A 26,090-nucleotide genomic window follows, 5' to 3' on the forward strand; every position below is an offset into this window, starting at 1 on the left:
GATTGAGGAAATGCAATGAGAGTATTAGTGTTAGGTTCCGGAGCCAAGGACCATGCCATTGCATGGTGGTTCTCCCAAAGCCGTCTGGTCAACGGATTATTCGTTGCTCCGGGTAATGTGGGAACACAGTCCATCGCCACCAATCTTGCCATTGATCCGTCAGACCCCAAGCAGGTCTACGAAGCCTGCACCGCCCATGGAATCGACTTTGTCTTCGTCGGTACCGAGACTCCCTTGTTCACCGGCGTCATCGACTACCTCAACGAAAGGGGCATCGATACGTTCGGCTCACCAAGCAGGGCACTTAAACTTGAAGGGGATAGGAATTTCAGCCGCATGTTCACCGACCGGCATAACATCCCCACCCCAACCCACGTCCTGTTCGACGACGAGCATAAGCTTTCCGAATACCTCAAGCGTCACGAAGGCGAACGTTTTGTCGTGAAGAGCAATGCCATCGCCCCCAGCCGGGTAATGATCGACTCCTCCGATTACCACTCCTTGATGGAGTTCTCGAAAAGCATCATGGCCACCAGCCCGATTATTTTGGAGGAACACCTCAACGGGCTTCCCATCACCGTCACCCTCTTCTTGGACAACAAAGGGTACCTTGCCCTGCCTACCTGCAGCGACTACATGAAATCTGAAGAAGGCGGCCTTCCTACCGGTGGTATGGGTTCCATCTGCCCTGTTCCACTTCAGGAAGAAGTCAGCCAGGCCTTGGTCGATACCATCATAGAGCCCACCCTGTTTGGCTTGAAGGCCGAGCGCATGTCCTACAAGGGAGTCCTGACGATCAGCGTCATCATCACCAAGCGAGGTCCGATTCTTGTCGATTACCACGTTCGCTTCAATGATCCGGCAGCCCAGGCCTTTGTGCCTTTGATCAAGACCGATATCGTCGATATCCTGAATGCAATGAAGCATGACACCCTCTCTTCCATCACCCTTGAAGCGTCCACCAAGTCAACCGTTGCCTTGGTTGTCGCCTCCGAGGGGTATCCTGAGAAGCCTATCATCGGCAAGGTCCTCGACCCCATGCCTGCGGCTTTGTTGCTCAATACCTTCGAGGGAGCCCCCCGCTATTACTTTGGCGGCGTACAAGAGAAGGAAGGTGCGTTGGTGACCACCGGCGGGCGGTGTGTAACCGTCGTCGGTGTCGGGTACAACATCATGAATGCAAACAAGAACGCCTATAAAGGCGTCAAACATGTACATTTTGAGGGTGCGTGGTACCGCAAGGACATCGGAGACAGGTTCTTCGAGAACTGATTCAGGTCAAGCACAGTTGTAAGGAACTCCCACAGCCTGACGCAATTATTGTTGTCGGGCTGATTTTATTTGCAAACCAGTCTCATTTATTGGTACTATTGAAGTACAAAACATTGAGGTCCCCATGGAGTTAATTGTAGCTGAGTTTGTATCCTTTTTCATAGTAGCAGGCATCCTCGTAGAACATCTACGATCAAAGAAGGCTAGCTATCACCTTAAGAAAGACGCCATCACTTCGGTCGCTCTTTCCTACGTCTTCTACCTCCTTACGTCAATCATCACACACCTTTTCATAAGAGGCTACCTCTCACTTGAGCCTTGGATTGCACAGTTCCTCACGATGCTGCATATACTTGCCATTCCCACCTACATCCTGTTCTGGATGCATGCCATCGAACGGCGTCTACTCCCACCAAAACCGGCTCGAACCCTTGGGCAGGTACAATTCATCGCGCTTGGATTGGTGCTGCTGATCTCATTCTCCGACCTTGCCTTGCGCAAGCTCTTCGTCTTCTCCCCTATCGGACTAATCGTCAATGGCCGCGGAGTCTTATACATCCTCTTTCTGTGTGCCTTGTTCATCTTTGTCCAGATGTACGTCCTGGTCTTACGTTGGCGTCGAATCCCCGGTTATGTCCGCAACCTCTTTCTCTTCTCCTCCTTCTTCCTGCTTCTCTCTCTTGTCTTTTTCCAATGGTTCAAGCAGCCCTATTTGTTGGGCCTGAGCAGCACCTTCATGCTGCTGCTCAGCTATCTGGTTTGGCAAAAAAGGGAACTCACTTTGGATTTACTGACAAGGATTCCCAATTACACTGCATACCTGGAGCACCTGAAGCATGTAGTACGTACAGCACAGGAAACAACCATCCTCATGCTCGACATCGAGAACTTCCGCTTGATCAACGATCGGTACGGCAATGCCCATGGGGATGTATTCCTGCAGCGTTTTGCAACTAAACTTGAAACATCCATTCCATCGGGTCCTGTATTCAGACTGTTCGGCAACCGATTTGCCATCATCCTTCCCCACCAAAGCCATAACGGAATCGTCCGTATCGTCAAAAACATCAGATCCATTGCCAACGAGGGTTTCCTCATTGAGGAAATGCACATAAGCTGCCATGTCAACATTGCCATTGTTGAATCACCGCTGAAAACAAACACAGTCGAAGAGATTGTTGAATCCCTCGATTACACGATGGCTGAAATCAAGGAGCGGCGCAGGCTTTCAGTAATCATATTCAACCAAAAACTGGTCCCCCTGCGTCAGAGAAAGCTCGATGTCCTTTCGGTTCTCAGGCGGGCTGTGGTGCAGGAGTCGATGGTCAAGGTTCTTTACCAGCCCATCATAGCAACAAAGGACAACCGCATTATTGCCGCTGAAGCGTTGATGCGAATCGAAGATGATCGGCTTGGGATGATTTCTCCGGGAGAGTTCATCCCTGCCGCCGAGATGGCGGGGCTCATCTCCCCTCTGACAGAAATCATTATACGCAAGGTCTCCACGTTTTTGAAAAACCATGAGCAACAGGCCTCTCATCTCTCTCATATCTCGATCAACATCTCTGCTGACGATTTGCATTCGGCTGAATTCGCCAGACGAATTTTGGATATCATTGAGCAGACCAAGGTGGATGCTGGAAAATTGAGTTTTGAGGTGACTGAATCCATGTTGCTCAGCCCTTCAGACTCGGTGCATAAGAACTGGAATGCATTCACTGAGCGGGGTATTCATTTCCTGCTCGACGATTTCGGTACCGGATACTCCAATCTAACGACATTGGTCAGCAAACCATTCGACTTCGTCAAGCTCGACCGTAGCCTGGTTTCAAATGCTACCAACAATTATGAACTACTGTCCCTAATCACAGGCATGCTCAAACACCTTGGCTTGAGCATGGTTGCAGAGGGTGTGGAGACTAAGGAACAACTAGAAGTCGTAATGCGGGAAGGAATTCAGTTTGTGCAGGGCTACTACTTCTCCAAGCCGGTTTCTGAAGAACAATTCTTGAGGTGGTTGTCGGGGAGCATGTGCATCATCCCTAAAGCGTAAAGAAATGAGGCCTCGTACCCCAACGAAGCCTCATCACCGACCATCCCTTCCCTCTCAAGACTGGCGGCCACCTCCCCAGGTAGCCGCCATCTGTTCATCCCCCCACGCAAAGGGAACGGTCTGAAGAAATCGTCTTAGAACTCTCTCAGAGTGACTGCTGTCTAGAAGGAAACACAAAACACAGCCTCTCTGTGTCTTCATCCTACTCTCAGTTTCCCTGCGCCGTCAATGAATACCGTATCTGAGGCCCTCTTAATTCTAGCAGTGTACTATGATCATTAGAATGAAAAGGAAGTCCCCATGACAAGTTGCACATCCCATGCATGAGAGTTGAAAGCTTGTAAACTCTGAAGATATGAACCTCTCGCCAGCAAGGATACCTGCGAATACACCTGCCAGTCCGTACTGAAAGATATCAAATTCCCCACATCCAATGCTCCAGCAAGGGTGGCGATGAACGATGTGTGTATCACATCTTCGCTGAACATCGTGGTTCCATACCCACTGGATCTATCGTCAAGTTCTGTAAACATGTCAATATCACCCTTCAGCACTCCGGTCACAGCCAGCGACAAGCTACCCCTATCCGCAACCTTGTAGAGTGTTTGGGCATGGAGGACAAAGGCATCGCCGCCGTAGGGAGAACCGATGTAGTCCAGCTTGATGGCATTCCAAGCATTATTGTTTAATCCGGCATATCTGCGAGCCATCAAGAAATCCACGGTGTCGCGGCGGTACATGTGAGGCAGCGCCAACGAAGCTTCAATTGACGACTGCCACACCCCTTGGGCGAGGACTGTTGCATAGTCAGCCCCCAAAGACAACCCCCATGCCGGTAGTTCAGGATTATCACCTTCGTTGGGAGCAACCGCTTGATCGAGAGCAAACTGTCCATAGAACCGGAAGCCTGCAAATGGTACATAGGCAAGCTCAATATGGGCGATTGCATTAAATTTTTCCCGCTGGTTCAGATTATGATACACAAATGCTGGATTGAGAAACCGTAAATCCAATGTATCATCCTGATACATGACATTCTCACTGACAGCCACGCTGACCTTGCCCCAAGGACGGAACTCCAAGCGATGAGCCAACAACATCCTTAATTTGGAAGAGCCAACACAATTCATATCGAAAAAGACGGCCAACGCCTCATACTTGAAATACTCGGAGTAGGTTGTGAACCGAAGATACTCATAAAAATCAACATGGTCGTCGAGTACGAAGTTCCCGATCTTTGAATTGCCCCAGGAGATTCGGTCCCTGCTGAAGGTGGCATTCCACTGCCGGCCTCCCAAGGAGATGACCGATCGCTTGGGGGTCTGGAAGTCGATATGCGTGGAGGATGAGATCAGGTTGTTGGCATACCGCTTTTGGTATTGCACCAACGTGGTGTTTTCGTCTACGTAGTACAGCTTGGAATCCTTAGGGATAAGGGCTCCGACACTCTCATCGGCACCGAGATAATCGAGAGTATCATCCTTCGTATGCAGACCGTACCCATATTGCAGATCGGAATAGGTGTAGAAGAAATCCGAGACCGCCATGTCCAAGCGCAAACGCAGCAGCGGTTTTCTATCGACGTAGGAGTAATCCCACGCGCCATAGGAGGAGAAATCCGAGTTTAAATGAACGTAGGATTCCACAGAAATGTCGGCGTATGCGGAAAGTGAGAAGCCATCGGAAAAGTTCCAACGAAGCGGAGCACCCACTCTCTCTTCGATGGATTCATACAGTGAGAGAGCGGCTGCTTGCAGCCCCTCTTTCTGTACTCTGCCCAAGATTGCCTGTGCTTCCGCCTTTGTCCAGGGCCGGGAACCGGAGGGAGTACCCTCTCCTGCAAGCAGATAAAGCAAATCCATGTCTTCATATACCGAGCTTGCAAGAGGGATTACCTCCTGCGCCCCTACAGACGCAGGAAGAGGAATTACAAAGGCAATAAACACTGCAAGACAGAGAACAATTCGTTTCAAAAAGGCTGTTCTCATAGTGAATACGTTGCACCGAAGGTCAGCTGGATGTCTCCGGCACTGTCTCCACTCTTGTTCTTGTAGTTCTTGATGGTAATGTAGTCCACCTGCCCGAAGACCGAGAGACAATCGGACAGCTGATAGGAGCCGTTTATACCCGCAACGAGGGTGTGTGAGACGGCGTTGCGTGATGCATACGTGCTGTCTTTATAGTTACCCGCACTATCTCCTCCATTATCGGTAGGGGTCGTTGCTATAGGAGAAGCATTTCCTCCAACACGATCCCAAATGGTGAACATATCAAACGTACCATGGGCCATATAGAACACGTTCGCTGATACATTCCATGCTCCAAATGCCTTCATTCCTCCGTTGAAATTGAGCACTCTCGCATCATTGCCGTACGTATATCCCAAGAATTGGGGATTGTACAGTGTTCCCGATTTATTGGTGAACTCTCTGATTACTCCCACATAATTCAGGCCATAATCATCATAATTTGGAGGATTAGAATCAGGTGCACTCTTTGTAGTGTATCGTAGATAGAGATACGGATCGGTTTGGGCGAATTCAAGCGATGCGTACCCTACTGCACTCTTAAGAGGAAGTACCCCCTTAAATCCTGCAAGGAAACCAAACGTTTGCGGATAATTGGTCTCAGTTGCGCTTGGAACAGCCTCTCCTGGCAGTGAGAACTCATCCACTGCAGCCTGGGCATAGATGTTCAATCCCTGAACAGGAGTATAATCGATTTCCAAGCCAAGAATGGAGTTTGCATTGCTTCTGATGTAGTAATCATGGAAGATCATGGCAGGATTGAGAATCCTCAGATCCAGCAGGTTTTCCTCACTTTGGTACATGATGCTCTCGGTGAGGGTGAGGCCAACCTTGTCTGCAAACATCCGCCACTCCAAGCGATGGGACATGAACATGTAGATGCCACCAAGAAGAACTTCTTGCCCATTTCCTTTAATAGGACCATCTCCAGGATTAAGCGTAATTGATCCATCGGGATTCGTAGTAACACCATCATAATAGCTAGCCGGATGCGGGAAGAACGAAGTCACAAAGGTATATTTGAACTTGTCCGAGAACGTCGTGATACGGGCCATGTTGTGGTACTTGAGCGTATCACTGAGCATGAGGTTGCCGGTTGTCCCTGCACCCCAGTTGAGCCTGTCCCTACCAAGCTGGAAGGTTCAATGATCTCCTCCACCAGCTACAAACGTACGATACGGGAAATTCAAATCAATATCAGAAGTTGCTGCTGGAGGAACAACGATGACGTTTGAAGAAATCATGGTACTTCCAAACGGTGTGGCAAGTGTAGGAACGTTTCCAACACTAAATTCTGAATACCCATAAAAGCTCTCAGCCGGCCAAGTTTCCAATCCGATGTTCAATAGAGGCTTCTGTTGGAGAGAGCCTCTCGTCCAGGTTTCCCTTCCCACGAAGTTGGTGGTATCGGTGTGGTAATAAGTTTCCAGATTGGCATCGAAATTCCACGAAAGCCCGATTCCTTTTCCTTGAATCTTAGGCTCGATGTTCAATTGTTGAACAACATAGTCATATGTTGAGGAAAGACTTCCTTTCAGTGTTTCAGGCTTGAGCTTCTCCAACATCAAGGTCAGCTCAGCCTGGCTGTACGGCCCGGTCGTTGAGGGAAGAGACAGCCCTTGAGAAACGTACAGTATTTGTATTGCTTCATAGATATCGCTATCCAGACTATAGATTTTCTGTTGATTCGAAACAGCAAAAATTGGAGACACCAGCAATGCAATGCATAGACCAACCAGCAGCGGACGGAGCTTTCGCATGAGAGACCTTTTTTGATAATTTTCATCAGTATAAACCAAGGGATGCCGTTTGGCACCCCTTAAAAAGAAACATGTACATGGATTGTTACATCGCAGTGACCAACCCGGCAAGGTCGTCGGTTACCACCGTCTCCTCGGCAGGAGCAGCCGTCATTGCGTAGGTAGGCGGCTCATAATTCTCAAGCCAGATGCTTTGATCAGCATCTGCATCGGCAACCAAGGCCGGCACAAGAATCATGACCATGTCCTGCATCAAGGGGATCTTGAACTTTCGGGTGATCACATGCTCTTCCCAATTGGAGTCGGTATAGACTACCGTCACCTTGTGGGTTTGTCCGGTCACCTCGAACTTGTCACGGTCGCGGGCAGCGAGTTCCAATCCATCAAGCTTGTTGACCTGGACCTCAACCAACTGCAAGGCCCTGACCTCGGCTCCATTGACCGTGATGGTCTTGTTATCCACCAGAACCGTGTGCTGCCTTCCGATGAAAAAGAGAAATACGGAGAAGGCCAGCAGTACAATGATGGCGGAAAGGCGAATCCATGTTTTACGATTGAAGGTAATGCTCATGCCTGCACCCCCTGATCGGCTGCAAGCTCAAGGCCTGCAATATTCTCGTCCCGCTTCTTTCTCACCTCATACAGGACAAGCGAGATGGTGATAACCCCATAGGAGACAAATACCCGGAAGTACTCTCCAAGCTGTGCCTGACCGATAAGGTTCTTACCTGCCATCGGGGATACGATGAACATCAAATGGAACAAAATGACACCAAGGAAAACGTTTCTGATGTTTGCTTTTGCAACTGTGGCACCACCAACCAGGAGGGCGGCAACGCTGAACATGCCGATCTGCATATGGCTGTTGTAGGTGTTCAGGGTGCCGATGTTCTGCATGTACACGATCATGCCAAATCCGGCAAACACCGTGGAGATGATGATCGAGATGATGCGGGTATGCTCAACCCTGATGCCTGCTGCCCGTGCAACTTCCATATCCTGTCCTACCGCACGCATATCCTGTCCGAGCTTGGTCTTCTTGAACCAGAGCACAAACAGACACAGAAGAGCAATCAAGGCCAGGGTGGCGAGGGGTATCGGTATACCAAAGAGACGGACAGTCAACAGATTATCCAAGGATTTACGGATACCGATCAAGTTGACGGTATTGCGGATCCCATAGCCTCTGGGAAGCACCAGTGCGTTTGATCGAATCGGAATAACCGCCCCCATGCCATAGAGAACGATCAGCTGATAGATACCGTTCATGAAAAAGCCGATGATGTAGCTGGTAACCATCTCACGGCCCTTGGCCATGTTCAGGATCTTGCCGCACCACCACCCCAGAAGTATTGAGATGGGGGTGGAGATGATCATCGCCAGCAACATGCCCGGGATGCCTACGATGCCCCAGTCACTGATGAAGATCAGCCCGATCTGCCCAGCCATGGCACCGAGAGTCATGCCAAAGTTCAATCCCATACCGGCAAGGATGGGGATCAAAAGGCTGACAATCAGGAAGGAGTTTCTGACGATTCGAATAATGATTTCACTAAGCAGGTAGTTTGCCGAATATCCACTGAGAGGAATACCGAATGCACAAATCACCAAGAAAAGAATCGGCACGGTATTGTTGGCCATGAAGCGAAGTACTTTTTGTGTATTGGTCATCTGAAGTTTCATCGTACTGCCTCCGTTTTTCTGGTCAGGGCGTAGAGGATCATACCATTGGAAACCACAATTCTGATAACCTCACTCATGTCAGTATGAATCATCGAGTTCATAACCGAAGGCGTCATGGTGACAATACCCTGGAACAGGAAAGTCCCTATCACAACGTTCAGGATGGAGGCCTTGTTCACCGACGCCCCGCCGATGAGAATCGCCGAGACGGCAGGCAATGCCATGTAGAAGGGTCCCATGTAGAGCTGGATGAATCCAAAGCTCTGCTGATACACGAGGATGCCTATGGCACCCAACCATGTCGACATGACTACACTCAACGTCCTGATACGATCGACGTTGATGCCGCTCGCCCTGGCGAACACAGGGTTCGATCCGACAGCGGTCATAGCAGTTCCTGTCTTGGTATGCAGAAAGGCCCAGATGATGAATGCCAGCAAGGCGAAGAACAGAATCATACCGGTTGGAATGACCAAGTGATCACTGAGCCGAATCGACAGCAGGTCGTTCAGCACATGCAGGTAGTAACCTTCCACGGAAATGGTGGTACGAAGCCCCGAACCACTGTACCCCCAGACCATGGTGGGATTGTTATACGGCAGCAGCAGCCACATGATGCACATAAAGGCTACACTGGAAAACCCGACATAGGTGGCGATCATCATCTCACCACCCTTGACCTTGTTGAGCAACTGCCCATATCCCCAGCCGAGAATGACGGCGAACGGAGTGGCCAGAAGGACCGCCAGGACGAATGAGAACGGACCACCGATATTGATCTGCAGGCTGAGAGTCGCTCCAAGAAGCCCTGCGATGATTCCCAAAGGAAGGCCGAAGTTCAAGCCGCAACCGCTGTGAATCATCGGCACCATGGCCAATACCATGACTGCGTTCATTCCGAATCGGTTGAGGGTATCAGAAAGGCTGGTTCCGACATTAACCCCCACAAACGGTGCGAGAATGAAGAGAACCAACAAAAACAAGGCGATAATGACTCGTGGAAGCCCGAAGGAGTGCACCATGCCCTTTATCGAAGCTGTCAGCTTTTCGAAGTTCATACACTCCCTCCTTGTTGGAGCTGGCTGGTCTGGCCGACCATCAACAAACCGAATTCAGCACTATCGGTGGTTGCCGGCAAGATACCGAACACCTTACCGTCGCTGATAATGGCTATCCGGTCGCAAATCGCCCGAAGTTCTTCAAGTTCACTGGATATCATAACAATGGTTGTCCCACTCTCCTCGTTGTATTTCCTGAGGGCCTTAAGTACAAGGCTCTTTGCCCCAATGTCGATTCCCCGGGTAGGTTCGGATACAAACAAGAGCTTCGGAGCGACCGCAAAAGCCTTGGCCAGACAAACCTTCTGCTGGTTGCCTCCGCTGAGCTCCTTCGCTTTCTGCTTGGTGCTGGTACAGCGGATCTCCAGCTGCTTCACATAATTCTCTGTCTCTTCTTCGATTGCATCTTGGTCCCGCCATTTAATGGCACCACCAAGGTACTTCTTGAGGTACTTCTCCTGGACCTGCATGGCAGTGAAAGAGATGTTCCACTCAAGTGTCTCATCGAGCAACAACCCCACTCCACGGCGGTCTTCACTTACAAACGCCATACCGGCATCAAGGAAATTACGGGGATTATTCAGATCAATCTGCTTACCCTCGAAGGTGATTTTTCCTCCGGCGGGAAACAACCCCATGGCTCCATTCGGAATACCGAGCTTTCCTTGTCCCGCCATTCCTCCGATACCCAAAATCTCTCCCTTGTGCACCGCAAGGTTCACATTTCGTACCGTCTCACCGGGCATGTTCACCCACAGGTTTTCCATGGAAAGAATCACCGGTGATTTCTGATAGTCGAACTCACGGGCCTGACGCTGGGCGGTGTTCACATCACGACCGACCATCCAGCGGGCGATATCGGTTATCACCACGCCTTTTGCGGGAACCGTCTTGATGATTTTTCCATCACGCATGACCATGATGGTGTCGCAGACATCAATAATTTCCTGCAGGCGGTGTGTTATGAAGATTATGGCAATCCCGGCTTCGCTGAGCTTGCGCATTGCAGAGAGCAGGCTGTCGGCTTCCTGCTCCGAGAGGACAGCGGTCGGCTCATCAAGGACCAACAGCTTGATTCCTTCGGTAGCCTCGGAGGCCTCCTTGCTGAGCTCTCGGGCAATCTCAGTGAACTGCTTGTGACCTACAGGCATTTGGGAAACCAACATGTCGGCATCGAGGGGGACATTCAACCGGCCGATGGCTCGCTTGGAAATATCGTCCATCTGTGCACGATCGAGTTTGTTCATCCTCTCTCCGAACACTTCGCTCAGCCACGTGTACTTAAGCGGTTCACGGTTGAGTAAAATATTCTCTGTGGCGGTAAAATCAGGCAACAGGGAAAACTCCTGGTGCACCATGCCGATTCCTTTCGCCAAAGCATCAATGGGGGAAGCGAATTCAACCTTTTGTCCATGCATCAGGACATCCCCGCCAAATCCACCGGTTTGATGGATCTCATCCATGCCAAAGAGAATTTTCATCAAGGTGGACTTTCCTGCACCATTCTCACCGACAAGGCCCAATATCTCCCCTTTTTTCAGGGAGAAATTGATGTCACTGAGTACTTGGTTGCCGAAGAAGTCCTTGCTGATGTGTCTCATCTCCAGCAAGGGAGCATCGTTCTCATTCATCTGTTCTATCCTTTCAAACTTGGTTGTGGCTCTTGTCTGCTTACAAACAACAGTCACGACCACGTCTAAATACAGCTCTCAATAAGCGGTACAAAGGGGGAGAGTACCACTCTCCCCCTCAAAATTACAACTGGGAAACCTTATTTGATGGAGAAATACTTCTCGGGAACAACGAGGTCAGCATTGCCCATGTAGCCCTTGCCCATCATGTAGGTGTCCTGGTAAATGAGGACGTGGTTGCGAGCTCTGACACCAGTGTTGACATCAGTGTAGAAAGAACCATTCCACTTTGCATCAGCGGTGTACTTGCCATAAGCCTTCATCAGGTCCGAAAGCTTGAGCAGTTCGCTCTCGCCTTTGAGCACGTTGATGGCATGCTGGCCCAAACCGGCAGTGGAGGTGTAACCATAGGAATAAGCCCAGGTACCAAAGCGGCCTGCGCCGCCCTTGGCGACAACAGAGGCTTCAACCTTCTTGAGAATGGCACTAAAGTTGCCAGCCTCAGCAGAGAGGTCGATGCCCAGAGCTCCAGGATATCCCATCAGCGGGCTGGGGAGGTCGGCTTCGATGAAGTAACCACCATAGGCCAGAAGCTGCTTGAGCAGGGGCTCGGTGTGAGCATCGTTGGTGCAGAAGAAGGCAGCATTCTTGCCGTAGGATTCGATCCATGCGGGAACCTTCTCCAGGATGTACTGCTGGGCACCGGCGACACCGACGTCGGAGGTCGGATCGGGAGCGGTCTCAAGCACGAACTTCATACCAAGTTCCTCACAAGTTGCACGCATGATGGCAACGCGGCGGCTCATGGTTTCATAGCTCATGTGCCTGGGGAACGAGATGTGCACGAATGTATCGCAACCAAGCTCATGAGCGGTGCGGATGATCAGATAGCCGCGGGCCACAAAGTCATTGTTGACAGCGAGGTCTGCAGAGGTCTGGATTACATTCGGGTCCTCATGGGCTTCACCGGCGATGGTGATGATGTCGGGTCTTCTCTCCTTGACGCGACGGAAAGCCTCGGTGGTTCCAGGAATGGCCTGGTTGACAATGATGGCCTTCATCTTCGGGTCATCGGCGAGACCGCTGATGACACTGATGGTGGTCTCAGCTTCGTCCATGAAGTTGTCAGGATAGGTGACATGCTGGATGATGCCACCGGTAGAAACCGAACCATACTCCTCGATCAGGCGTTCTGCACCACGCAGATCATCTTCAGACTGGGAGACGGTACCGGTAACAATACCAACATGGAAGTCACTGGCAGCGGGCTTGGCTGCAGGAGCGGGAGCTGCAGGAGCTGCGGTTGCTACGGGGGCAGCTTCTGTCTTGGTCTCAACAGTGGCAGGAGCTTCTTTCTTTCCACAGGAAACAAAGACAGCACTGACAAGTAAAATACAGAGAACAAGAGCTAAGGTCTTTTTCATTTCTACTTCTCTCCTTGAATTGGGTTATATCCCACCAACCATGATACGAAAAAGATAGTCAGAACACAAGAAAAGATTATTTTATTTATACAAAATGCTGTAAATTATCTGTATTTTTATTGAAAACAGGCATGGGAAAGCTCCTTGCCTTTATACATTTACAATCATTTGTGGCAATTACTTGGTCGCTTGCTGCCTTCTCACCTCATAGAGCAGAATACCGGTTGCCACCGAAACGTTCAATGAATCGATGTGTCCGGTCATCGGAATTGTGACCATATGATCACAAAGCTTCTGCGTCAGCTGCCCGATTCCCTTGCCCTCATTGCCCATTACCAGAACGGTCCGCTTGGGGAACACCGTCTTGTACACAGCCTGCCCGTTCATCGAAGCACCGTAGACCCAGAATCCTTCTTTCTTCAAGAATTCAATCTCACGATTCATATTGGTGACTGTTGCCAGCGGTACGTAATGAGCAGCCCCCGAGGAGACCTTCACCACGGTGGTATTGGCCTGGGCGCTTCTCCTCTCGGGAATGATGACCAAAGATACGGAGAATTGGTCGGCGGAACGCAGGATTGCACCAAGGTTCTGGGGGTCGGTGATCTCATCAAGCACCAGAACCAGTGCAGAATCGTCTTCCTTCAGCCCGGCACAAAACTCTTTGACGGACATGGCGGGAATTCTGGCACCAGCGCCTTTGACAGGAACCATAAGATCCAGAACCGCTCCTCTATGGTCGGCCTGGTCGACCATGCGATCCATCTCGACCTTTGCAATCTTCTTGACGATTACCTTGCCGCTCAGCTGAGCCTGTCGCTCCAGCGTCTGGGTGTTGCTTCCCATTCCACGCACAAGATAGAGAACAGACCCGGAGGCTGCTCGTTTAAGTCCTTCTTCAATGGCATGGAAGCCAATAATTTTCTCACCCATGTGGTGCTCCTCGTAATACGGCCAACAGGGCTACCGATTCCGGTAGCCCTGGCCTTGTTAATCTTCATCAAATGGAACTGGATTCGGCGAAGTCTCTTCACCCATTGCATCCGAAAGTTCCTGCATCAGCTTCTTTGCCTTCATCCCCAAGCGCTTAGGAACTTGGATCATAAGCTTGATATACATATCGCCTCTGTCGGTTGAGTTGAGTTTGGTAACTCCCCTCTCCCTCACCCTGAGCATTTTCCCATGTTGGATGCCGGCAGGAATGTTCACCTTGATCGACTGCCCATCGATGGTTGGTACCTGTATCTCGGCTCCTAGTGAAGCCTGGGTAATTGAGATGGGAATCTGGCAGTACAAATCATAATCCTGCCGTACAAAATACTTGTGAGGCTTCACATTGATGTATACATACAAATCACCGGCGGGTCCGCCGTTGGGACCGGCATCACCCATACCGCGCAGGACAACCCTGCTTCCGGTATCGACTCCTGCAGGAATGGTCACCTTGACTTTCTGCTGCTTTCGCTTCAACCCACTGCCATGACAGGAAGAACAGGGATTATCGATCACCTGGCCGCTTCCATTACAGGTCGGACACGTGCTGGCGATGGCGAAGAAGCCGCTGTTGCGTCTTACCTGGCCGCTGCCGTTACAGGTCGGACAAACCTTGGTACCGCTGCTGCCCTGCGAACCCGATCCATGGCACTCTTCACAAGCCACCTGATGCGAGTAGGCAACCTCGATTTTCGTCCCGAAAACGGCATCCTTGAATTCGATATCCACATCATAGCGCAGGGAAGACCCGGCTTCCGGACCACGTTGGGCACCCCGGCCCTGGGTTCGGCCTCCGCCTCCAAAGAAAGAGCTGAAGATATCCTCAAATCCACCGCCTCCAAAGCCACCACCAAAGATATCGCTGAAGTCACGGTACACATTGGAGTAGTCATGAGCGCCGCCATTAGCACCATCGACACCCGCAAAGCCGTACTGGTCATACATTTTGCGCTTCTTTTCGTCGCCAAGGACATCATATGCTTCGGTAGCTTCCTTAAAGCGTTCCTCAGCCGCCTTATCCCCGGGATTCTTGTCCGGATGGTTGGCAATAGCCAGTTTGCGGTATGCCTTCTTAATTTCTTCGAGTGTCGAGGTCTTTCCGACCCCCAGCACTTCATAATAATCACGTTTCGCCACGATGCGACTTCCTTAGAACAGATTGGCCTCAGAAACATCATGTCGGCCGAAGCCGACATGATGGTAAGCCGTTATGCTATAGTACCCTGTTACCGACTCCTTAGTCTACGACTTCGAAGTCAGCATCCTCAACGCCGTCCTTCTTATGCTTCGGCTGGGAAGCTTCGGAAGGTTCTTCCTGAGCTTGAGAAGCATCAGCGCCTTGAGCGGCACTGTGCTTGTACACCTCTTCGGCAAGCTTGTAGGCTGCCTGCTGCAAGGCCTCATTCTTCGCCTTGATCTCCTCGGCACCAGCACCTTGATTCTCCATTACACGCTTGAGGTCTGCAATGGCACTTTCAATCTTTGCCTTGTCCTCGCTGCTGATCTTATTCCCATACTCCTTCAGAGACTTCTCGGTGGAGTAGATCAAGCTGTCAGCTTCGTTACGGGCATCGATACGGGCACGCTCTCTCTTGTCCTCTTCGGCGTGGGCTTCCGCTTCCTTGACCATCTTGTCGATTTCAGCATCGCTGAGGCCGCTGGAAGACTCAATGCGAATCTTCTGCTCCTTGCCGGTGCCCAGATCCTTTGCAGAAACGTGGACGATACCGTTGGCGTCGATGTCGAAGGTGACTTCAATCTGGGGAACGCCACGGGGTGCGGCAGGAATGCCGATCAAGTCGAACTTGCCAAGGGTCCTGTTCTGGGAAGCCATCTCACGCTCACCCTGCAGAACATGGATGCTCACCGCAGTCTGCCCGTCGGCAGCAGTGGAGAAAATCTGGCTCTTGCGGGTGGGAATGGTCGTGTTGCGCTCGATTAAACGGGTGCAGACACCACCGAGGGTCTCAATGCCCAAAGAGAGTGGAGTGACGTCCAGAAGCAATACATCCTTGACATTTCCACCGAGGATTCCACCCTGGATTGCAGCACCCATGGCTACAACCTCATCAGGATTGACTCCCTTGTGGGGCTCCTTGCCGAACAGCTCACGGACCATGGCCTGGACAGCGGGGATTCTGGTGGAACCACCAACGAGGATCACCTCGTCGATATCGGCTGCAGTCAGACCGGCATCACGAAGAGCATTCTTGACCGGGAGCTTGGAGCGCTCGATCAGGTCGGCGACGAGTTGTTCGAACTTTGCTCGAGAAAGAGTCATCTGCAAGTGTTTCGGACCGGTGCTGTCAGCAGTGATGAAGGGCAGGTTGATGTCGGTACTGGTCGAGTTGGAGAGCTCGATCTTCGCCTTCTCGGCTGCTTCACGCAGTCTCTGCAAAGCCATCTTGTCGCTTGAAAGGTCGATTGCATTGGACTTCTTGAACTCACTGATCATCCACTCGATGATTCTCTGGTCGAAGTCGTCACCACCGAGGTGGGTGTCACCATTGGTGGACTTTACTTCGAAAACACCGTCGCCCAACTCAAGGATGGAGATATCAAAGGTACCACCACCGAGGTCATACACTGCAATCTTCTCCTCCTTGGAGGCGTCCTTGCCAAGACCATAGGCAAGAGCTGCAGCAGTAGGCTCGTTGACAACACGCTTTACATCAAAACCGGCAATCCTGCCTGCATCCTTGGTTGCCTGTCTCTGTGCATCGTTGAAGTACGCAGGGACGGTGATGACTGCTTCGGTGACAGGCTCACCAAGATAGTCCTCTGCCGTCTTCTTCATCTTCTGGAGAATTGCGGCAGAGATTTCCTGTGGAGAATATGACTCACCGCGAATATCAACCTTTATTTCATCGCCATTCTTGGCGACAACCTTATACGGAATTTTTCCAAGTTCAGAGGGAACCTCATTATATTTGCGACCCATAAAGCGCTTGATGGAATATACAGTGTTTTCGGCATTCGTAACCATCTGGTTCTTAGCCGGCTGACCTACCAAGCGATCGCCCTTGGAGGTAAATGCAACGATACTGGGAGTCGTCCTCTGGCCTTCGCTGTTAGCGATGACCACGGGATCGTTACCTTCCATAACTGCAACGCAGCTATTGGTGGTACCCAAGTCAATTCCGATAATTCTTCCCATTTTATATTTCTCCTCTCCAAATTAACTATCAAATGTATAATCAGGGAACTAATCCCTGCATGTAAGGTACTCAAACGACCGCCAATCGTCAAACGTTTGGCTTGCCTACTTTTACCTTCGAAGGCCTGAGCACCCGTCCATGAAGCTTGTAACCTACGATGAACTCCTGTAGTACCGTTTCGGTTTCCAGTGAATCATCGGTGACTACCATATAGGCCTCGTGCTCCTCAGGATTGAACTCTTTTCCGACCGACTCGATCTTCTGAAGACCCCAATTCTTCTCCAACGTGGAATAGAGCTGGGAATTCACCATGACAACCCCGTCATGCACCTTGGCATAATCCTTGGTGGATTCTGCCGCTTCCAAAGCGCGACTGAAGTCATCAAGCGGCTGCAAAAGGTCCTTAATCAGATTCTCATTGGCAAACCTGATGGAATCTTCCTTGTCACGAATGAGACGTTTTCTATAGTTTTCAAGATCGGCACGGTCACGAAGCATCTGCTCCTTAAGGGAGGCAAGCTCACTCTGAGCCGTTTCAAGTTGTTCTTTCAATCGCACGATTTCCAACTCCTTCTGTTCAAGTTCAGACGGGACCTTTGCATCCTGTCCTGCTGTTTCTGAAGAAGTAGGTTCTTCTTGCTGAGTATCAACAGCCTGAGCGGTCGCAGCCTTTACTTCATCCTGTGCATCAGACTTGCTTTTCTTATCTTTCTTATCCATTCCGTTCCTCGATTTCCCATACACCAAACCTTTGTATTGGCACATGTCTATTTGTAAACCCGGCATACAGTAACTTCCCATTTGCCGGGCTCAGAATCATAACCATTCATAACATAAAGAGTAGCCCGACTTCGGGCATGCAGATAACATACTCACACACAAGAGGAAGCGTCAAGTATTTTTATCCTCTTCCTCATCCAATGTAATCTCTTCTTCCTCACCCTCAGGAATATATTCAACCCAGATCTTTTCTTTCTTAGTAGTGCGATTATCATCGGAAGGCTCATCCTCATCGGAAGGCTCATCTTCATCGGAAGGCTCATCTTCATCGGAAGGCTCATCTTCATCGGAAGGCTCATCTTCATCGGAAGGCTCATCTTCATCGGAAGGCTCATCTTCATCGGAAGGCTCATCTTCATCGGAAGGCTCATCTTCATCGGAAGGCTCATCTTCATCGGAAGGCTCATCCTCATCGGAAGGCTCATCCTCATCGGAAGGCTCATCCTCATCGGAAGGCTCATCTACATCGGAAGGCTCATCTACATCGGAAGGCTCATCCTCATCGGAAGGCTCATCTACATCGGAAGGCTCATCCTCATCGGAAGGCTCATCCTCATCGGAAGGCTCATCCTCATCGGAAGGCTCATCCTCATCGGAAGGCTCATCCTCATCGGAAGGCTCATCCTCATCGGAAGGCTCATCCTCATCGGAAGGCTCATCTTCATCGGAAGGTGCTGCTTCTTCGGATGATTCTGTTTCCTCGAGTTCGGATTGCCGGGCTTGGGCTTGCAACTCTTGTTGCTGGATGGTTTCAGTGAGTACCTGCAGTTCATTCTGCTTCTGGTTCAATTGCAGAGCAAGAGCAGCAATTGAAGCAGCCAGGGTTGCTGCAGTATTGCTTTCCTGCGAATTGGCAACAACGAGATGCTCTTTTTCGGCATTGAGACGATCTAGCTCCGTATGCAGGGAGGAAGCCTCATCTCGAAGATGAGCAATCACCTGGGCAAGCTCTTCCTGCTTTCGGTCACCCCTTCTCAGACTCTCCTGCACGTCATCATTGCGTTTTACCAACAACTGGATCTGACTGGCATATGTTTCCAGATTTACGTGTTCCTGCTCCTTGAGCTTCTCACTCATTTGTTGGGCCTGCACCACCCGTTCCTGCAGTTCCTGGATAAAACTCGTGATGGTATGAATCATGGTCTGGAATGCTTGGTCAGTTTTGGCGATGGTATGGGTGAACAGATTCTCCATCTCGATATTGCATTGCTGGGAGAAGGCTTTCAATGATTGCAAGGATTGCATGTTTACCTCTTCCGAGAGATCCTGCAACGTCTGTTTCTGTTGGACCAGAGCCTTCTCGATCTCGGTCTTGACTGCTTCATAGTTTTTCTTTTGTTCGTTCAGGTCCTGGAAAGCCTGTTCTCGGGCAAGCTCAAGAGCATGTTCGTTGGAAGCGATAATCTGCTCGCTCTCATCCCCAAGCTGGCGGATCTTTGCTAGTTGGCCGGAAAGGACAGCCAACGAAGCAGCCTCATGACCCTTGAGCATCTCGGCATGTGAGGCAACTCGCCCCTGGTTGGCCCGTTCTACTTCCTGCACCTCACTCTCATACTCCTGAAGTTTTGCATACGAAGTGTCCAGAAGCTGTTTGACCCGTAGCTGCTGATTTGAAATAGCCTCGGTACCTTCTTCAACCATTGCCTGCAGAGCAGCCCTGAACGATTCAATTCTTGTATCGAATCCATCAATAATGGCTTGCACCGCTTCAATACGGTGCACTTCCTGCTTAACCTGCTCGATGCGTGCCTCAACCTGGGCTGTGGTGGCACCAAGCTTCGTCAATGAGTCACGATAGGTATTGAGTACACTCTGGAGCTTGGCGAGGTCCTCACTGCGAACCTCAAGCTCGGTCAGCTGGCTGTCAAGTCTCATCAACATCTGGTTGGAAGCTTCAATCTTATGATTGACCCGCTCCTCCACCTGTTGGGCTGTATCCTTGAACTGCGATCGGGCCGATTCCACTTCCCGGGAAAAGAGGTTTACCTTCTGCTTCATCAAATCCAGACGGCGATCACGTTTATCCTCCACCCGCAATAAGTAGATTATGACCAACGTAATCAGAAACAGAATTACAGGAAGTAATAGTTCAAGTCCCATACCGCACCTCCATGCATTCAGAGTACCAGAGAAGCAAACTCCTTCCAAGAGCCGACTACAAGGTCGGCATCCGGGTAGACAGGTTTTCGCTTTGCCGTAATCAGGCAGGAGTACATACCGGCTCTTTTCGCTCCCTGGCAATCCTTGGAATAACTGTCTCCCATAAAGAGAACCTGTGCCGGTGGCACTGCCAAACGTTCAAGCAAGAAAGAGAATGCACGGCTGCTCGGTTTCAGGTATCCGCTCTCCTCCGAACTGTGTGCTATATCCACCAAATCGGAGATACCCAGCGTTTCCAATTTTCGGGCAAGCGGAAAATCGCTGAACACCGCGATGACCAGCCCATGTCGTTTTGCCTCTGTAAGAGCTTCTTTCATCCCTTCGTAGGCTTTTATCGAACGAAAGGAACGCTCCCAAGCGCGATAGAACTGTCGTTCGATGGAGTCGCGGGTCTTCTGCAGGTTTAACTCATCCAGAGGACGGCCGAGTCGGCCGGCAACCAATCGGGATTGGAGGTCAAGCAGGCCTTCCCTGCTCGGCTTCAGATTCGGATGCACATCCTGGACCCGGCGGTACTGGGCTCGAGCCCAATTGAAGGCCATCGCCAAACGAAGCGAGGGAAAGGAGGAACGTACCATTCTGCTGTTGAGCATCCGCTTGGGGTAGAGGGTCCCATCAATATCGAGGCACAGCACCCTGATGCCTTGGTCAACCAAAAACCCCATCCTTATCCTCGCTTCCGACTGCTCTGCTTCTCGTTACGCTTGCGAGCCTTGTCCACCGATGCCTTGTTGCCCGGCTTTGTTGACTTCGGCTTGGCAATCGCCTTTCCTCCAGTATTTCTCTTCACCTCTTTCTGCGGCGTTGGATTGACTGGTGCTTTCGGCCCGCGGTCATGCAACGAAGGATTACGCTTACGCTCACGTAAATCAATTTCAATCGGAATGAGGGTGAACCCCAAATCCTTACGGATGCAATTCTTCAGGTATTGGATATAAATCTGCGGGAATTCCTTGATTCGGTTCACAAAGAACAGGAATTTGACCGGATTGGCGCTGATCTGGGTTCCGTAATACACCTTGTAATGACCGCCGCTTCCACGCGGGGGTTGATAAGCCTCACCCCAGACCTTGATGGACTCGTTGAGACGAGCGGTATCGACACGCTTGTTCAGTTGTTTCCAAACCGTCCAGACCATGTCGAGCAACTTTCCAATATCCTGGCCCTGCAAGGCGCTGATGGAGGTAATCGGTGCAAAGTTGAGAATCGGGAACAGGAATCTGACACGATCCTTGATCGCCTCAAGTTCATTGCCGATTCCGGCAAGCAGGTCGATTTTGTTCAAAACCAGAATAATGCCCTTCCCACGGCGTACAATGAGATTGGCGATTTTCTTGTCCTGGTCTGCAAGACCCTCGACGCTGTCAATCATCAACAGGACGACATCGGCTTCATCGATGGTTTTGATGGCCCGGTTCACAGAGTAATACTCGACATCCTCCTCAACCTTGCTCTTGCGTCTGATACCTGCAGTATCGAGTACCGTGAAGTCTGTTCCCTTGTAGTTGAAGGAACCCATTACGACGTCGCGCGTAGTGCCTGCAATTTCGCTCACAATTGAGATGTCCTTGCCGACAAGCAGGTTGGTCAAGGTGGATTTGCCGGTATTCGGTTTGCCCAAGATTGCAATCTTCACCCTCTCTGCTTCCTCGGGAGCCTCTTCGAGACTTACCAGGTCAAGCATTCCCAGCAGGGTATCCTCCAATTCCTCGATACCCAGACCATGGGCTGCAGAGATACCAAGAATACGCTGATACCCGTACTCGTAGTACTCCCACAAGAGGTCCTCGCGCTTGGGGTCATCGATCTTGTTGACCACAAGGACGATCTTATCGGTGTATGGGCGCAGGTACTCCAAGAGCTCCCGATCCTCGGCGGTTACTTCGGTACAATCCATCATGAACACAATGGCGTCGCTGATGGCCAGTAAGCCAAGGCTTTTCTTGGCCACCAGGTCATCCATGCTGTCACGGTCGACCTTGACTCCACCCGAATCGATGAGGGTGACCGGGTGGTTGCCCAACAGCCAGCGCTCGGGAATCAAATCGCGGGTAACCCCGGGAGTGGGATCGGTGATGGCTCGTCGTTTTCCAATAAGGCGATTGAAGAGGGTGGACTTGCCCACGTTGGGCCGTCCTATGATGGATACCACAGGAATCTTTACCTGGGTATCAACGTTGTCAGATGGTGGTGAAATGATCGAATCGGTCATGCATCCACTCCCTTATATAGGTGGTAATCGTCAGATAGGAGTCCATGTCCAGCACATGTTCGGCAAGCGCCTTTGCCTCCTTGTAGGAGACGGAGCGAAGAATCTTGCGGACCTGCAGCAGGCTTTGGGACCCCATACTCAATTCATCCAATCCCATTCCTGCCAACAGCACGGAACAGAAAGGATCGGAAGCCATCTCCCCGCAGAGGCTCACCGGTATGTTGTTTTCGTGGGCCATTTGGACGATCATTTTAATTGATCGCAATACCCCGGGGTGAAATGGCTGATACAGGTAGGCAATCTTCTCATTTCCCCGATCAACGGCGATGGTGTATTGGATCAGGTCATTGGTTCCAATAGAGAAAAAGTCCACTTTCTTGGCCAGAATATCTGCACACAAGGCTGCAGAAGGCACCTCGATCATAGTCCCCACCTTGATGTCGGGGTCAAAGGGTATGTGTTCATTTCGACATTCACCTTTGACATGTTCAAGGAGGTGCAATACAGCATTCAACTCCTCAACCCCGCTGATCATGGGGAACATGATTTGTAATTTTCCGTAGACACTGGCGCGGAGCAACGCCCTGAGTTGAACGGTAAAGATATCCTTGCGAGAGAGACAGAACCTGACCGCCCTCCAACCGAGGATGGGGTTCTTCTCATCGATACCCAAACCGCTGACCACCTTGTCTCCACCGATATCGATGGTACGGATGGTTACCGGCTTGGGGGCCATGGCCTCGATGACTTGTTTATAGACTTCAAACTGTCGTTCTTCCGATGGATTCTCCAAGGATTCCATAAAAAGAAACTCGGAACGGAACAAACCGATACCCGAAGCACCACAAGCCTTGGCCGCTTCCACCTCACTGGAAGTCTGAATGTTGGTCTTCAGCAATACCTCGTGTCCATCGGTAGTGGTGCTGGACAGAACAGCCATTTGATGCAGCTCGACCTCGTGTTGCTGCCAACGGGCATACCGCTCATCAAGCATCTGTGAAACGGTATGGTCGGGCCTGATGAACGCCTCGCCATAAGTTCCGTCAACAATGATCTCATCACCATCATTGACAGTCTTTGATGCCCCGCCTGCAGCGAGCACGGTGGGAATGTTGAATGCACGCACCAGGATTGCTACATGGCTGGCTCTACCTCCGCCGTCAAGACAGATACCCAGGATGTGGGTCTTGTCCATGGCGAAGAGTTCACTGGGCATCAGAATATCGGCAACGAGAATTACATCCTCGCCCAGATGCTCCATCCGTCGCTGGCCCTTGCCCTTGATCGCATCGATCAAGTACAACGATACATCCTTGAAATCCACAGCCCGTTCACGAAGCAGTTCATCATCCGTCTGCTCGAGCAGTGTTACCATGCTGGTGGTAACCGAATCGATGGCCCATTGGGCGCAGACCAGATTGGTGGTGATATACGCTTCGATTTGCTGAGTATACTCAGGATCCTCAAGCATAAGCAGATGCGTCTCCAGAATGTCCCTCGACTCCTTGGAGATATCGCTTGCATTGTGCTCTTGCAATGTGTGTTTCGCAGTCTGTAGGGCTTTCCGAAATTTTTCCAGCTCCCCTGACACCCCGTCGGCCAGGATATGCTGCTTCTCTGCAGTCATCGATGCATGATGATGCACCAACGCTTTTCCCTTCGCCAACCCCTCGGAGGCTGCTATACCCTTGAATATCCTCATATGTAATGTACTATACGGACTTTATCTGCTGATGTAAAGCTGGAAACACAACCGTCGATTTGTTAGAATACATCCGATGGAAGACCAAATCCTCGGCGAAAAACCAAGAAAACGACACCCTTTGATACTCTTTCTCATATGGGTTCTCTTCTCCCTTGTGGTTGTGGCGCTCGGATACCCGCGCGTACGTTCATCCATCGAGGACAGCGGGGTGCTCGAGATTCTGAAAACCAGTGGTTTATCTTCGCAATCCCAGGCCAACACAAGAAATGTAGAGGTAGTCTTCATCCAATACCCCCAAACATTCAAAACGTTTACCGTTCAGCAGAGCCGTTTGGGAGGGAGTGCCTACCATGACACCTTCGAAGCCCTGCTTTCCGGTCCGTCACTGGAGATTCTCAAGACAGGAGCAGTCAGCTACATCCATGCCGATACCACGCTCATAGGAGTCACCCTCTCCTCAAGCATCCTCTATGTGGACCTCTCCAAGGAGTACCTGCTTTCACCGGACCTGGAGACGGCGCGGCAGCAGATACGCCGTACAGCCCTGGCTTTCCAACGTGTCAAGGATGTTGTAATTCTTGTCGAAGGGAAACAGCTCAGCTGAGCAGCTCTTCCAGCTGCGCAGTCATCTCATCCTTGCTCAAGCCCGGCTGCATCTTCAAGAGGGAGAGAAACTCGGTATTTCCCTTGTGGCCGGTGATCGGGCTTTTTGCCAAACGATGCATCCCCACCCCGTCCCGGGCAAGCAGGTCATACACATTTCGCATGACCTTGACCAAGACGGAACGGTCCTGCACCACGCCGTTGAAGTTCACCAAACCCTTGGGCACCTCGAACTGGGGTTTAATCAAGCTGACCAACCATCCGTCCTTGCACAGGGAAAGTATGTGACGAGCAGCTCCTGCAATCGAGCGAAAGGAGAGGTCGCAGACCGCTGCATCGCACTCAGGCTCGAGGGAATCGAGGGTCATGATGTTCTGCTTCTCATGCACAACCACCCGCTCATCGATTCTCAACCGCCAATCGAGCTGGTTGTACCCGACATCGACGCTGTGGACCAGAGTGGCTCCACGTTTGAGCAGGCAATCGGTAAACCCTCCGGTGGAGGCTCCTGCATCAAGCATCACCAGATTTTGTACATCGAGTCCAAATGTGTCCAGAGCATGCTCCAGCTTGTAGCCGCCGCGGGAGACGTAGGCATCGAAGGTGAAGGAGAAGCAAGCATTTGGATCGACCAATAGTCGCGGGTCTGTTGCAAGCACACCATCCACCAATACATTGCGGCATACAATGAAGGCTGTGAGTTGGTCCTTGGTATACTCGTCAAACTGCCGGCCGAGGGCCTGAAGCAGTGCAACCTTACGGACTTTCATCAGATATCGTACAACCTCGAGAACCGTTCGATGGAGAGAGCCTGCCCGCTTACAGCATCGATCGTGATGCAAACCCCCTGCAGCAAGGGGGCGGTGTCGGCAATCTCGGTACGCAGAGGCATTTGCGTAAGTTGCTTTGCGATCGATACGGAAGGATTGGAACCGATGACACTTGCCGACGGACCACACAGGCCCAAGTCGGTGATGTATGCGGTTTTACCGGGGAGTATTTTCTCATCGGCAGTCTGTACGTGGGTGTGTGTTCCCACAACAGCAGATACCTTGCCATCCAGATGGAAGGCAAGAGCCTCTTTTTCCTCAGAATTTTCTGCATGAAAATCTACAAGGATGATGGGCGTCTGTTTTTTCAGGCGCTGCACCTGGTCCAACCCAACCCGGAACGGACAGTCGATGCTCGGCATCGATTGACGACCCTGGAGGTTCAACACTGCAACCTTGTAATTCTTGATATCCACCACTACAGAACCATGACCAGGAGCCTGCGGAGGATAATTGGCCGGCCTGAGCAGGCGCTTCTCACTATCCAGCAACAGCCTGAGATCGTCCTGCTGCCAGATATGATTCCCACTGGTTATCACACTGATTCCAAGAGCGAAAAACTGATCCATCAGAGAGGCTGAAAGGCCGAAGCCATTAGCGGCATTTTCGCCGTTGACCACGACCACATCAGCACGGTACTCCTTGACCAGCGTGTGTAATCCGATAAAAAGAGCCCTGCTTCCGGGCTGTCCGCAGACATCCCCAAGCAGCAGGGCGACACATGTTTTTGCATCAGCCACG

The 26,090-nt window shown here is 51.0% G+C and carries 21 protein-coding genes; 3 read left to right on the plus strand and 18 right to left on the minus strand.

Going from position 1 to position 26,090, the window contains the following annotated elements; translation table 11 throughout:
• Positions 1–15: 15 nt before the first annotated feature.
• Positions 16–1,272, plus strand: a complete 1,257-nt coding sequence (gene purD, locus MUG09_RS15015; RefSeq protein ID WP_244772257.1) for a phosphoribosylamine--glycine ligase — start codon at positions 16–18, stop codon at positions 1,270–1,272.
• A gap of 124 nt (positions 1,273–1,396) precedes the next feature.
• Complete coding sequence (locus tag MUG09_RS15020) at positions 1,397–3,325, plus strand: putative bifunctional diguanylate cyclase/phosphodiesterase (protein WP_244772258.1); 1,929 nt, start codon at positions 1,397–1,399, stop codon at positions 3,323–3,325.
• Positions 3,326–3,603: 278 nt separating this feature from the next.
• Here MUG09_RS15020 and MUG09_RS15025 read toward each other — a convergent pair whose 3' ends face one another.
• From MUG09_RS15025 to ptsP, 16 genes are all read right to left on the minus strand, one after another.
• Complete coding sequence (locus MUG09_RS15025; RefSeq protein ID WP_244772259.1) at positions 3,604–5,298, minus strand: hypothetical protein; 1,695 nt, start codon at positions 5,296–5,298, stop codon at positions 3,604–3,606.
• Positions 5,299–5,309: 11 nt separating this feature from the next.
• Positions 5,310–6,407: a hypothetical protein gene (locus MUG09_RS15030; RefSeq protein WP_244772260.1), complete on the minus strand. Its 1,098-nt coding sequence runs from the start codon at positions 6,405–6,407 to the stop codon at positions 5,310–5,312.
• A gap of 87 nt (positions 6,408–6,494) precedes the next feature.
• Positions 6,495–7,112, minus strand: a complete 618-nt coding sequence (locus tag MUG09_RS15035; protein ID WP_244772261.1) for a hypothetical protein — start codon at positions 7,110–7,112, stop codon at positions 6,495–6,497.
• Between the two features lie 85 nt (positions 7,113–7,197).
• Positions 7,198–7,683, minus strand: coding sequence for a DUF6672 family protein (locus MUG09_RS15040; RefSeq protein ID WP_244772262.1), 486 nt, complete (start codon positions 7,681–7,683; stop codon positions 7,198–7,200).
• A complete protein-coding gene (locus MUG09_RS15045) occupies positions 7,680–8,795 on the minus strand; it encodes an ABC transporter permease subunit (RefSeq protein WP_244772263.1) in 1,116 nt (371 codons plus the stop codon). The genes MUG09_RS15040 and MUG09_RS15045 overlap by 4 nt, the downstream gene beginning before the upstream one ends.
• Complete coding sequence (locus MUG09_RS15050; protein WP_244772264.1) at positions 8,792–9,853, minus strand: ABC transporter permease subunit; 1,062 nt, start codon at positions 9,851–9,853, stop codon at positions 8,792–8,794. The genes MUG09_RS15045 and MUG09_RS15050 overlap by 4 nt, the downstream gene beginning before the upstream one ends.
• Positions 9,850–11,484 (minus strand): sugar ABC transporter ATP-binding protein, encoded by a 1,635-nt coding sequence (locus tag MUG09_RS15055; RefSeq protein WP_244772265.1) that lies wholly within the window; start codon positions 11,482–11,484, stop codon positions 9,850–9,852. Before MUG09_RS15055 ends, MUG09_RS15050 begins: the two co-directional genes overlap by 4 nt.
• Before the next feature lie 140 nt (positions 11,485–11,624).
• Positions 11,625–12,908 carry a DUF3798 domain-containing protein gene (locus tag MUG09_RS15060; protein WP_244772266.1) on the minus strand — a complete coding sequence of 428 codons (1,284 nt, stop codon included), beginning with the start codon at positions 12,906–12,908 and terminating at the stop codon, positions 11,625–11,627.
• A gap of 177 nt (positions 12,909–13,085) precedes the next feature.
• The gene (rlmB, locus tag MUG09_RS15065) at positions 13,086–13,841 is read right to left on the minus strand and encodes a 23S rRNA (guanosine(2251)-2'-O)-methyltransferase RlmB (RefSeq protein WP_244772267.1); all 756 of its coding nucleotides are present in this window, start codon (positions 13,839–13,841) and stop codon (positions 13,086–13,088) included.
• Positions 13,842–13,898: 57 nt separating this feature from the next.
• Positions 13,899–15,038 (minus strand): molecular chaperone DnaJ, encoded by a 1,140-nt coding sequence (gene dnaJ, locus MUG09_RS15070; protein ID WP_244772268.1) that lies wholly within the window; start codon positions 15,036–15,038, stop codon positions 13,899–13,901.
• Positions 15,039–15,138: 100 nt separating this feature from the next.
• Positions 15,139–17,058: a molecular chaperone DnaK gene (gene dnaK / locus MUG09_RS15075; RefSeq protein WP_244772269.1), complete on the minus strand. Its 1,920-nt coding sequence runs from the start codon at positions 17,056–17,058 to the stop codon at positions 15,139–15,141.
• An 88-nt stretch (positions 17,059–17,146) separates the two neighbouring features.
• Entirely contained in the window at positions 17,147–17,779 is a 633-nt protein-coding gene (locus MUG09_RS15080; protein WP_244772270.1) for a nucleotide exchange factor GrpE, read from the minus strand.
• Between the two features lie 171 nt (positions 17,780–17,950).
• Complete coding sequence (locus MUG09_RS15085; RefSeq protein WP_244772271.1) at positions 17,951–19,939, minus strand: SpiroCoCo family coiled-coil protein; 1,989 nt, start codon at positions 19,937–19,939, stop codon at positions 17,951–17,953.
• Positions 19,940–19,956: 17 nt separating this feature from the next.
• A complete protein-coding gene (locus MUG09_RS15090) occupies positions 19,957–20,664 on the minus strand; it encodes an HAD family hydrolase (protein ID WP_244772272.1) in 708 nt (235 codons plus the stop codon).
• Between the two features lie 2 nt (positions 20,665–20,666).
• On the minus strand, positions 20,667–22,211 hold the full coding sequence (gene der / locus MUG09_RS15095) for a ribosome biogenesis GTPase Der (RefSeq protein ID WP_244772273.1): 1,545 nt from the start codon (positions 22,209–22,211) through the stop codon (positions 20,667–20,669).
• Positions 22,180–23,913: a phosphoenolpyruvate--protein phosphotransferase gene (gene ptsP / locus MUG09_RS15100; protein ID WP_244772274.1), complete on the minus strand. Its 1,734-nt coding sequence runs from the start codon at positions 23,911–23,913 to the stop codon at positions 22,180–22,182. The genes der and ptsP overlap by 32 nt, the downstream gene beginning before the upstream one ends.
• 76 nt (positions 23,914–23,989) lie before the next feature.
• Between ptsP and MUG09_RS15105 the strand changes: the two genes are divergently transcribed.
• Positions 23,990–24,520, plus strand: coding sequence for a GerMN domain-containing protein (locus MUG09_RS15105; protein WP_244772275.1), 531 nt, complete (start codon positions 23,990–23,992; stop codon positions 24,518–24,520).
• Here the strand turns inward: MUG09_RS15105 and MUG09_RS15110 are convergent.
• Both MUG09_RS15110 and MUG09_RS15115 read right to left on the minus strand, forming a co-directional pair.
• Positions 24,513–25,289, minus strand: a complete 777-nt coding sequence (locus MUG09_RS15110; protein WP_244772276.1) for a TlyA family RNA methyltransferase — start codon at positions 25,287–25,289, stop codon at positions 24,513–24,515. The genes MUG09_RS15105 and MUG09_RS15110 overlap by 8 nt on opposite strands.
• Positions 25,289–26,089: a TIGR00282 family metallophosphoesterase gene (locus MUG09_RS15115; RefSeq protein ID WP_244772277.1), complete on the minus strand. Its 801-nt coding sequence runs from the start codon at positions 26,087–26,089 to the stop codon at positions 25,289–25,291. The genes MUG09_RS15110 and MUG09_RS15115 overlap by 1 nt, the downstream gene beginning before the upstream one ends.
• Position 26,090: the final 1 nt, after the last annotated feature.

The sequence above is a fragment of the Sphaerochaeta associata genome (assembly GCF_022869165.1).
Classification (GTDB): domain Bacteria; phylum Spirochaetota; class Spirochaetia; order Sphaerochaetales; family Sphaerochaetaceae; genus Sphaerochaeta; species Sphaerochaeta associata.

Excerpts from the sequence above, each read along its gene's own strand:
- MUG09_RS15085 (WP_244772271.1), bottom strand. The coding sequence starts at position 19,939 with ATGGGACTTGAACTATTACTTCCTGTAATTCTGTTTCTGATTACGTTG.
- MUG09_RS15080 (WP_244772270.1), bottom strand. The coding sequence starts at position 17,779 with ATGGATAAGAAAGATAAGAAAAGCAAGTCTGATGCACAGGATGAAGTA.
- MUG09_RS15060 (WP_244772266.1), bottom strand. The coding sequence starts at position 12,908 with ATGAAAAAGACCTTAGCTCTTGTTCTCTGTATTTTACTTGTCAGTGCT.
- MUG09_RS15035 (WP_244772261.1), bottom strand. The coding sequence starts at position 7,112 with ATGCGAAAGCTCCGTCCGCTGCTGGTTGGTCTATGCATTGCATTGCTG.
- MUG09_RS15090 (WP_244772272.1), bottom strand. The coding sequence starts at position 20,664 with ATGGGGTTTTTGGTTGACCAAGGCATCAGGGTGCTGTGCCTCGATATT.
- MUG09_RS15105 (WP_244772275.1), top strand. The coding sequence starts at position 23,990 with ATGGAAGACCAAATCCTCGGCGAAAAACCAAGAAAACGACACCCTTTG.
- MUG09_RS15020 (WP_244772258.1), top strand. The coding sequence starts at position 1,397 with ATGGAGTTAATTGTAGCTGAGTTTGTATCCTTTTTCATAGTAGCAGGC.
- purD (WP_244772257.1), top strand. The coding sequence starts at position 16 with ATGAGAGTATTAGTGTTAGGTTCCGGAGCCAAGGACCATGCCATTGCA.
- MUG09_RS15050 (WP_244772264.1), bottom strand. The coding sequence starts at position 9,853 with ATGAACTTCGAAAAGCTGACAGCTTCGATAAAGGGCATGGTGCACTCC.
- MUG09_RS15055 (WP_244772265.1), bottom strand. The coding sequence starts at position 11,484 with ATGAATGAGAACGATGCTCCCTTGCTGGAGATGAGACACATCAGCAAG.
- dnaK (WP_244772269.1), bottom strand. The coding sequence starts at position 17,058 with ATGGGAAGAATTATCGGAATTGACTTGGGTACCACCAATAGCTGCGTT.
- der (WP_244772273.1), bottom strand. The coding sequence starts at position 22,211 with ATGACCGATTCGATCATTTCACCACCATCTGACAACGTTGATACCCAG.
- MUG09_RS15045 (WP_244772263.1), bottom strand. The coding sequence starts at position 8,795 with ATGAAACTTCAGATGACCAATACACAAAAAGTACTTCGCTTCATGGCC.
- MUG09_RS15030 (WP_244772260.1), bottom strand. The coding sequence starts at position 6,407 with ATGGCCCGTATCACGACGTTCTCGGACAAGTTCAAATATACCTTTGTG.
- MUG09_RS15040 (WP_244772262.1), bottom strand. The coding sequence starts at position 7,683 with ATGAGCATTACCTTCAATCGTAAAACATGGATTCGCCTTTCCGCCATC.
- MUG09_RS15110 (WP_244772276.1), bottom strand. The coding sequence starts at position 25,289 with ATGAAAGTCCGTAAGGTTGCACTGCTTCAGGCCCTCGGCCGGCAGTTT.
- rlmB (WP_244772267.1), bottom strand. The coding sequence starts at position 13,841 with ATGGGTGAGAAAATTATTGGCTTCCATGCCATTGAAGAAGGACTTAAA.
- ptsP (WP_244772274.1), bottom strand. The coding sequence starts at position 23,913 with ATGAGGATATTCAAGGGTATAGCAGCCTCCGAGGGGTTGGCGAAGGGA.